Origin of the sequence: Leisingera sp. JC1 (genome assembly GCF_001679925.1) — a bacterium.
GTDB lineage: Bacteria > Pseudomonadota > Alphaproteobacteria > Rhodobacterales > Rhodobacteraceae > Leisingera.
Map to the genome: position 1 here is coordinate 21,373 of NZ_LYUZ01000107.1, position 8,462 is coordinate 29,834.

The following is an 8,462-nucleotide window of genomic DNA, read 5'->3' on the forward strand; positions in this document are numbered from 1 at the left end:
GAGACATGGTTGTAAGCAAGGGCCATGAGAACGACCTCGCCTGGATGTCGGGGACATATTCCACCGACGGCCTGATGATGAGCCGGGCCATTGTGCGCGAGGGGTTGAGCAAGCTCACCGAGACCACGATCGAATTTGCCGCCACCAAGGCCCAGCCCAAGCTGGAAGACCTGGTCGGCAAGCAGATGAACGTGCATGTGATGCGCCAGCAGACGGAGCATCAGTTCAACGGCATGTGTGTTTCGGTCGAGTATCTGGGCTTCCGCAACGGCTATGAAATGTATGTGGCTGAGGTGCGCCCGTGGTTCTGGATGCTGACACGGACCGCCGATTTGCGGGTGTTCCAGGACAAGACCACAGTGGAAATCATCAAGCAGCTGTTCGGGGAATACGGTTTCAGCGATTTCTCTGACAAGCTGAGCGAGTCCTATGAAAAGCGGGAATATTGCCTGCAGTACCGCGAGAGCGATTATGCGTTCCTGTGTCGGCTGATGGAGGAAGAAGGGATCTACTTCTACTTCGACAGCGTAGCTGGCGATACCGCTGTCGAAAAGCTGGTGCTGTGCGATGGTGTCGGCGCCCACCCCCTGATCAATGGCGGTTCAGATATCGAATTCCACGCACGCGACGACAGCGACCGGCGGCGCGAGGAGCATATCTCGGAGTGGACCAAGGATGAGCGCATCACACGCGGCAAGGTCACGCTGAATGACTTTGATTTCCTGACGCCGTCGGCGGACCTGAAGGCGACGTCGTCCATTCAGAAGGGCAAGCATTCCTACAAGGATTACGAAGTCTACGATTACCAGGGCCACTACCGGAAAAACTCAGGCCTGGGGACCAAGCTTGCCCGTGTGCAGATGGAAGCAGAAGCGATCAAGCACATCACTTGGCGCGGGGCCTCAAGTGTTGCGACGCTGGTCACCGGCAACACCTTCAAAATGAAGAAGCACCCGGTTGCCGAGAACAACAAGGAGTACCTGGTCACCAATGCCGAGCATCACATCAAGGTGGCTTGGGATTACGGTGAGCGCGAAAGCCAGAAGACCAAACAGACAGCAGCCAAAGGGGCCATGCGGCGGGATCTGAAACCGAAGAACATGGATGTGCCGGAAGAGATGGAGCACGACGTTTATGCGTCGACCTTCTCGGCGATCCTGAAATCAGATCAGTTCCGGGCTCCGCTGGTGACCCCGTGGCCGGAAGTGCAGGGGCTGCAGACCGCCACCGTGGTCGGCAAGAGCGGCGAGGAGATCTGGACCGATGAGCATGGCCGCATCAAGATCCAGTTCCACTGGGACCGCGAGGGCAAGAAGAACGAGACTTCGTCCTGCTTTGTGCGGGTGATGACGCCCTGGTCCGGGAAAAACTGGGGCATGGTGGCAATTCCGCGGATGGGGCAGGAGGTTGTGATCCAGTTCGAGGACGGCAACCCGGACCGGCCGATTTGCACCGGCATGCTTTACAATGCTGAAACCATGCCGCCTTATACCTACCCCGACGATCAGACCCAGCTGGGGATCAAGACCAATTCATCCAAAGGCGGCGGCGGTTATAACGAGCTGATGTTCGACGACAAGAAAGACAGCGAACTGATGCGGGTGCAGGCCGAGAAGGATCACCAGATGCTGGTCAAGGACCGCTCGACGGTGACGGTTGGCCTGGATGCGCCATCGCCGGAGGTAACCTCGGCGGATGAGAAAAGCTATGTCATGACGGTTGAGCAGCATGTCACCGAGACGGTGAACAAGGGCGACCGCACCGAGACCGTCAAGATGGGTGATAAGTCCGAGACCATCGAAAAGGGCAACATGACCCTGGACGTGGATACCGGCAACCTGACCGAAACCATTGCCAAGGGGAACCATTCGGAAACCGTGTCGCTGGGCAACCTGACCGTGGATGTGACGGCGGGCAAGATCGCGATGAGCGCGGGCCAGGAGATCAAACTGACCGTGGGCGCGTCCTCGGTCAAGATCGACAACTCGGGCGTGACGATCAAGGGACCGATGATCAAGATCGAAGGCACCGGGATGGTTGAGGCGAAGGCGCCGATGACAACCGTCAAAGGCGAGGCCATGCTGACCCTGAAGGGCGGCCTCACGATGATCAACTAGGCGGGTGCAGATGTCGGCAAGATTTGAAAAGCTGGTGAAAATGCCTGCTGACCCGGTGGCGAAGCTGCTGTCGCGGGCAAATGTCATCCTGAAAACCCCGTTGGAGGCGCCGCCCACGGCGCAGGCGGGGATTGTGCTGGAAGAGCTGGAGCGCAAGGGCGCTCTGGTTGATCTGTTGCGAACCCTGGCGGTGCTGCTGCCCCCGCGTGAGCGGGTGTGGTGGGCCTGCCTGGCGGCGCGCGACTATATCGGTCCGCGCTCGGACAAGGACCCAGCCTCGCTGACCGCTTCGGAGGCTTGGGTGTTCGAGCCCAGCGAGGAGAACCGCGATAAGGCGCGGATCACCCTGGATCATGCCTATGTGGATGATGACACGGTGAATTGCGCGCTGGCGGTGCTTTATGCGGCCGGAACGCTGGGACCCGGAGAATTGAATCAATATCCTGCCCCGGCAGGGGCCTCTGAGGCGGCTGCCTTTGCCATGAATATGGTGGCCTTGGGTCAATTGTCTGATAAGTTTGAAGAACACGGCGCCGTTCTGATTGAGCGGGCGCTGGATATTGCGCGCGGCGGCAAGGGGCAGGTGATCGAGGTCCCGCTGCAAGCCGCGCAGGACTGAAAGGGAGGATGTAACAGATGGGAATGCCACAGGCCCGGGTGACGGATCTGCATGCCTGCATGCTGCCCTCCACCCCGCCGCCGCCGGTGCTGCCGGTGCCGACGCCGATTCTGCCGCCCTGCGCGGTGACTGTGCTGGTTGCCAAGCTGCCGGCCGCGCGCTTGGGTGACATGTGCACGGCGGCGCCGTCGCCGCACCCGATCATCAAGGGGTCGGCAACGGTGCTGATCAACAACATGCCGGCCGCGCGTATCCTGGACAGCACCGCCTGCGGCGGCATGGTTGCCAAGGGTGAAGTCACCGTTCTGGTGGGAGGATAAGCCCAGGCATGGGAGTGACACTGAAATTCCAGAGCTCGGGCGCGATGCCCGGCGATGCGGCCCCTGTTCCGATGCGGGGGCCCAGCCTCACCGTGGGGCGCGGCGCGAGCTGCGATCTGGTGCTGCCGGATCCGGATCAGATGCTGTCGCGCAACCACTGTGTGATAGAGGATCACAACGGCAATGTGGTGGTGGTGGACCTCAGCTCCAATGGCACCTTTCTGAATTATTCCAAGATCCCGCTGGGCCGCACGCCAACGCCGCTGAATAACGGTGATGTGCTGTGTGTCGGCAATTATGAGCTGGTGGTGGAAATCCGCGATGACCTGGCCGATGTGGGCGACATGATCGCGGCTCCGGCGGCGCAGGGGCCTGCCTCTCACGGGAATGCGGCCAATGCGCCTGACCCGCTGCAGCTGTTGGAGGACGCCGGACCGGGCGGGGATTTCCTGGACGATCTGCTGGGCGAGGGGCCGAAAGGGCCTGCGCAGTTCAATCCGGTGGACCCGATCGACGAGTTGCTGCCGCCGTTGGGGGAAGAAGAGGATCCGTTCTTCCAGAAGGCCAGCGACGGGCGCGAAGGGGAGGGGGCCAGCCTGCCCAATCACAACCCGACCGCCTCGGACGGGTTTGCTGCGCCTGCGTCGCAGTCCAGCCTGATCCCCGATGATTGGGATGATGATTTCCTGTCAGGCATCGGCGAGCCGGAGGTGCCCGCGCCGCAGCCGGACCCGCAGCCCGTTACGCCGCCGCGTGAGGTGCCGCAGCCGCCAACGGAGGTGCCGCCTTCGGCACCGCCGCAAGAGGCCCCGCCGGCGCCGCCGCAGGAAATCCCGCCGCAGCAGGACAGCGGAGAAAAGACCGTCGCACCTGCCGCTGCTGCGCCTTCGGAAGCGTCGCAGGAGGCGGTTGAGGCCTTTCTCAAGGGCGTTGGTGCAGAAGTCAGTCTTGATCCCGCAGACCACGCCAGCACCATGGCGCGGATGGGCCGGGTGATGAAAACGCTGGTCACGGGCCTGCGTGAAATCCTGATGACGCGGACCTCAATCAAGTCCGAGTTCCGCATCGAGCAGACGATGATTTCCGCCGGCGGGAACAACCCGCTGAAATTCTCGATCACGCCGGAACAGGCGGTGGAGGCAATGGTGCGCCCGGCGACCCGCGGCTACCTGTCGCCTGAAACCGCCGCCGAGGAAGCGCTGCGGGACATCAAGGCGCATGAGGTGGCGATGGTCACCGGAATGGAAGCGGCGCTGAAAGGCGTGCTGAAGCGGCTCGACCCCAAGGCGCTGGAGGCGCAGATCGAGGACAAGGGCGGTTTCACGGGCCTCTTGCGCGGCAAGAAGGCGCGCTATTGGGACGTATACGAGCAGCTTTATGCGGAGATTTCCGACCAGGCTGAGAATGATTTTCACGACTTGTTCAGCCGCGAATTTGCGCGGGCCTACAAGGACCAGCTGGACAGGCTGAAGGAATGACCGGCACCGTGCTCTGCGCGTGTGCCCGCAAGTAAGAGGAGATCCCGGTGTCCTGGGACAGCAAGGTACTTTGGACGGAGGGGCTGTTTCTGCAGCCGCACCATTTCCAGCAGTCCGACCGCTACAATGAGGCGCTGGTCAGCGGATTGGCGCGGCGGCTGAGCCCCTATGCCTGGGGCGTGAACGGGCTGGAAATCGATCACGAGGCGCTGAAGATCGGCCAGTTTGCGGTGAAATCCTGCGAGGGGCTCACCCATGACGGCACCGTGTTCCGGGTGCCGATGGCCGACCCGCATCCGCCGGCGATGGAAGTGCCGACCACCGTCAAGGACTGCATCGTCTACCTGACCGTGCCGCAGCGCCGGCAGGGGGCGACCGAAGTGGATCTGAGCGGCGCCGAACGCTCTGCCAGCCGACTGCGCCCGGACAAGGTGGAAGTGACCGACGTGACCTCGACCGAGCGCAAGCCGGTGGAACTGGACGTGGGCAAGATGCGCCTGCAGTTCGCACTGGAGGTGGATGATCTGGCCGACCTGCTGGCAGTCCCCGTGGCACGCATCATCGAGGTGCGCCCGGACAAGGAGATCGTGCTGGATCAGGCCTTTATCCCGTCCTGCCTCGACGTGCGGGCCGCGCCTGCACTCAGCGGGTTCCTGCGGGAGCTTGAAGGGCTTCTGGCGCACCGGATGGAGGCGCTGGCGGGCCGCCTGTCCGAAGCGGGCGGCGCCCGTGGTGTGGCAGATGTGTCGGACTTCATGCTGCTGGCAGTGGTGAACCGGATGCTGCCGCAGGTGCGCCACCTGCGCAATATCGAGAACCTGCACCCGGAACGGCTTTTCACCACCTGCGCAGGCATGGCGGGGGAGCTGTCGGTGTTCATGTCGACGGAAAAGCAGGCGCCGGAGTTTCCGCCCTATACCCATGACAATCTGGTCGAGTGCTTCGCACCGGTGATCCGGGTGCTGCGCCAGTATCTGAGCTCGGTGCTGGAGCAGACCGCGATCCCGATCAAGCTGGAAGCGCGTAAATACGGCATTTCGGTGGGCGTCATTGCCGACCGCAAGCTGCTGGGCAACGCAGGCTTTGTGCTGGCGGTCAGCGCCGACATCCCGGCCGAGGACGTGCGCAAGCACTTCTCGGGCCAGGCCAAGATCGGTCCCGTCGAGGAAATCCGCCAACTGGTGAACTCAGCCCTGCCGGGGATCACCTTGCGTCCCTTGCCGGTGGCGCCGCGGCAGATCCCCTATCATTCCGGCGTGGTCTATTTCGAGATGGACGCGGACAGCCCCTATTGGCGCAAGATGACCACCTCGGGCGGTATCGCGGTGCATGTGTCGGGGCAATATCCGGGGCTCAAGATGGAGCTTTGGGCGATCCGTAATGCATAAGGGAAGGCGCTGAAATGGCTGATTATGACGATCCCTTTGCTGAACCGGGGGATACCGACAAGACGGTGATCAAGCCGAACCCGGGCGGGCGGCGCACGGCCACGCCGATGCAGCAGCCGGAGGTTCCGCAGCAGACCCAGCCGGTGCCGGAACAACCCGCGGATCCGGACTTGGATTCCTATGGCGTGCCGCAGGCGGCGGCACCGAAACCGCAGGCCGCGGCAGGCGGGGCCAAGGCGCCGAAGATGGCGCTGACGGGGATGAACCAGCTGACGGCCTGCGCTTCGACCCTGTTTGCGCTGATCTCCCGCATCCGCAACCGGGCCCAGCACATGGACCCGGACGGGCTGCGCAAGAATGTGGTGGCCGAGGTGCGCGCGTTTGAAAACCGGGCCCTGCAGGCGGGCATTGCCGCACAGACCGTGAAGGTTGCGCGTTACGCGCTGTGCGCGACGCTGGATGATGTGGTGCTGAACACGCCCTGGGGCGGGCAGTCCGCCTGGGGGCTGCAGTCGATGGTCGCCACCTTCCACCGTGAGGTGGTGGGCGGCGACCGGTTTTATGACCTGCTGGCACGGCTGGAGAAGGAGCCGGGCAACAACATCGACATGCTCGAGTTCCTGTACATGTGCTTGTCGCTGGGATTCGAGGGCCGCCTGCGGGTGGAGCAGGGCGGTTCCGAGAAGCATCTGCAGATCCGCGGCGCGCTGGCGCGGATCATCCGCAACCAGCGCGGCCCCGTCGAACGTGATCTGTCGCCGCATTGGGAAGGCATCGTCAAGCCGTTCAAGGCGCTGTCGGTCTGGCGGCTGGTGTGGATCACCATGGCCGCGACCTGCGCCATTCTGGCGCTGCAGTTTCTGGGCCTCAGCTGGATGCTGTCGAACCAGACCGAAAATGTGGTCGGGCAGCTGACAATTGTGGATTCCGGCCCCAAGGCGGAGCTGGAGCGGCGCGCACCGCCGCCGCCGCCGCCGCCATTGGCGCCGACGACCGAGGAACAGGTCGCCAAGGTGTCCGGGTTCCTGGAGCCGGAGATCAAGGAAGGCATCGTGCAGGTCTTCCAGAAGGGAAATACGCTCATCATCCGGCTGACCGGTTCCGGCATGTTCGGCTCCGGCTCGGATCAGCTGAGCAAGGCGTTCGTCAATCCGGTGAACCGGGTGGCCGAGGCGCTGAATGACGAAAAGGGCAAGATCATCGTGGCAGGGCATTCCGACAATGTGCCGATCCGTTCCTCCCGGTTCCCATCCAACATGGCGCTGTCGCTGGCGCGGGCAAAATCGGTAATGGCAGGCATGGCCAAAGTCATGACCGACCCTGACCGGCTGTCAGCCGAGGGCCGCGCCGACAAGGAACCGATTGCAGACAACAGCACCCGCGCCGGGCGGGCCAAGAACCGCAGGATCGAGATTCTGCTGGTTCAGGAGGTTCAAGGATGATCCGCCGTTATATCTTCCCCTTGTTCCGGTCGATTTACACCATCCTGCTGATCCTGGCCGCGGTTCTGTCTGCCTGCGTGTGGTATTTTGCGCCGTTCATCGGCACAGACAGCTGGCGGCCGTTTGATGGCGTGATGGCGCGGCTGATCACCATCGGTGTGATCTTTCTGCTGTATTTCCTTATCATCGGCATCATCTTCTGGCGGCGCCGCCGCAAGGACAAGGAGATGACCGAAGAGATGGCGGAGGCCGTCGATACCTCAGAAGACGATGTTCTGTCCGAGGAAATCGGCGAGCTGCGCGGCAAGTTCAAGGACGCGATGAAGGAGCTGCGCAAATCCAAGGGCGGGCGGCGCCACCTGAACGATCTGCCGTGGTACATCATGATCGGCCCGCCGGGCGCCGGTAAAACCACCGCGATTGTGAACTCCGGCCTGCAGTTTCCGCTCGCCGAAAAGATGGGCAAGGCCGCCATCGGCGGCGTCGGCGGCACCCGTAACTGTGACTGGTGGTTCACCAATGACGCGGTGCTGATCGACACCGCCGGGCGCTACACCACGCAGGAAAGCGATGCGGAGGCGGACAATGCCGCCTGGCTGGGTTTCCTGGGCTTGCTCAAGAAGTACCGCAAGCGGCAGCCGATCAACGGTGCGATCATTGCGATCTCGCTGTCGGACCTGTCCTTGCAGGATGAGATCACCCAGAAAAGCCACGCCGCCGCCGTGCGCCGCCGGCTGGCAGAGCTGCGCGAGAAGCTGGGCGTGCGCTTTCCGGTCTATGTGCTGTTCACCAAGGCGGACCTGATTGCCGGTTTCCAGGAGTTTCACGACAGTTTGGGCAAGGAGGACCGCGAGCAGGTCTGGGGTTTCACCCTGCCGCTGCCCAAGGGCAAGAAGGAGCAGCCGCCGATTGCCGGATTCGACGAGGAATTCGGCCTGCTGCTGGGGCAGATCAACGCGCAGCTTCTGGAGAAGATGCAGACCGAGACCGACCATCAGCGCCGGGCGCTGATCGCCGGTTTCCCGGCGCAGGTCGCCTCCATGCGCGCGGTGGCGCGCGAGTTCCTGATGGAGGTGTTCCAGGATAACCGTTATGAGC

At 62.9% G+C, this 8,462-nt stretch carries 7 protein-coding genes; all 7 read left to right on the top strand.

Annotated elements, in window-relative coordinates:
• Positions 1–5 precede the first annotated feature (5 nt).
• On the top strand, positions 6–2,117 hold the full coding sequence (locus A9D60_RS17590; protein WP_065268789.1) for a type VI secretion system Vgr family protein: 2,112 nt from the start codon (positions 6–8) through the stop codon (positions 2,115–2,117).
• Between the two features lie 10 nt (positions 2,118–2,127).
• The gene (locus A9D60_RS17595; RefSeq protein ID WP_065268790.1) at positions 2,128–2,736 is read left to right on the top strand and encodes a DUF6931 family protein; all 609 of its coding nucleotides are present in this window, start codon (positions 2,128–2,130) and stop codon (positions 2,734–2,736) included.
• A 17-nt stretch (positions 2,737–2,753) separates the two neighbouring features.
• Positions 2,754–3,056: a PAAR domain-containing protein gene (locus tag A9D60_RS17600; protein ID WP_065268791.1), complete on the top strand. Its 303-nt coding sequence runs from the start codon at positions 2,754–2,756 to the stop codon at positions 3,054–3,056.
• A gap of 8 nt (positions 3,057–3,064) precedes the next feature.
• Positions 3,065–4,534 carry a type VI secretion system-associated FHA domain protein TagH gene (tagH, locus tag A9D60_RS17605; RefSeq protein WP_065268792.1) on the top strand — a complete coding sequence of 490 codons (1,470 nt, stop codon included), beginning with the start codon at positions 3,065–3,067 and terminating at the stop codon, positions 4,532–4,534.
• Positions 4,535–4,581: 47 nt separating this feature from the next.
• On the top strand, positions 4,582–5,922 hold the full coding sequence (gene tssK / locus A9D60_RS17610) for a type VI secretion system baseplate subunit TssK (RefSeq protein ID WP_065268793.1): 1,341 nt from the start codon (positions 4,582–4,584) through the stop codon (positions 5,920–5,922).
• Between the two features lie 14 nt (positions 5,923–5,936).
• On the top strand, positions 5,937–7,364 hold the full coding sequence (gene icmH, locus A9D60_RS17615) for a type IVB secretion system protein IcmH/DotU (protein WP_065268794.1): 1,428 nt from the start codon (positions 5,937–5,939) through the stop codon (positions 7,362–7,364).
• On the top strand, positions 7,361–8,462 hold a 1,102-nt coding region (gene tssM, locus A9D60_RS17620; protein ID WP_141117957.1), incomplete at its 3' end, for a type VI secretion system membrane subunit TssM. The genes icmH and tssM, both read left to right, overlap by 4 nt.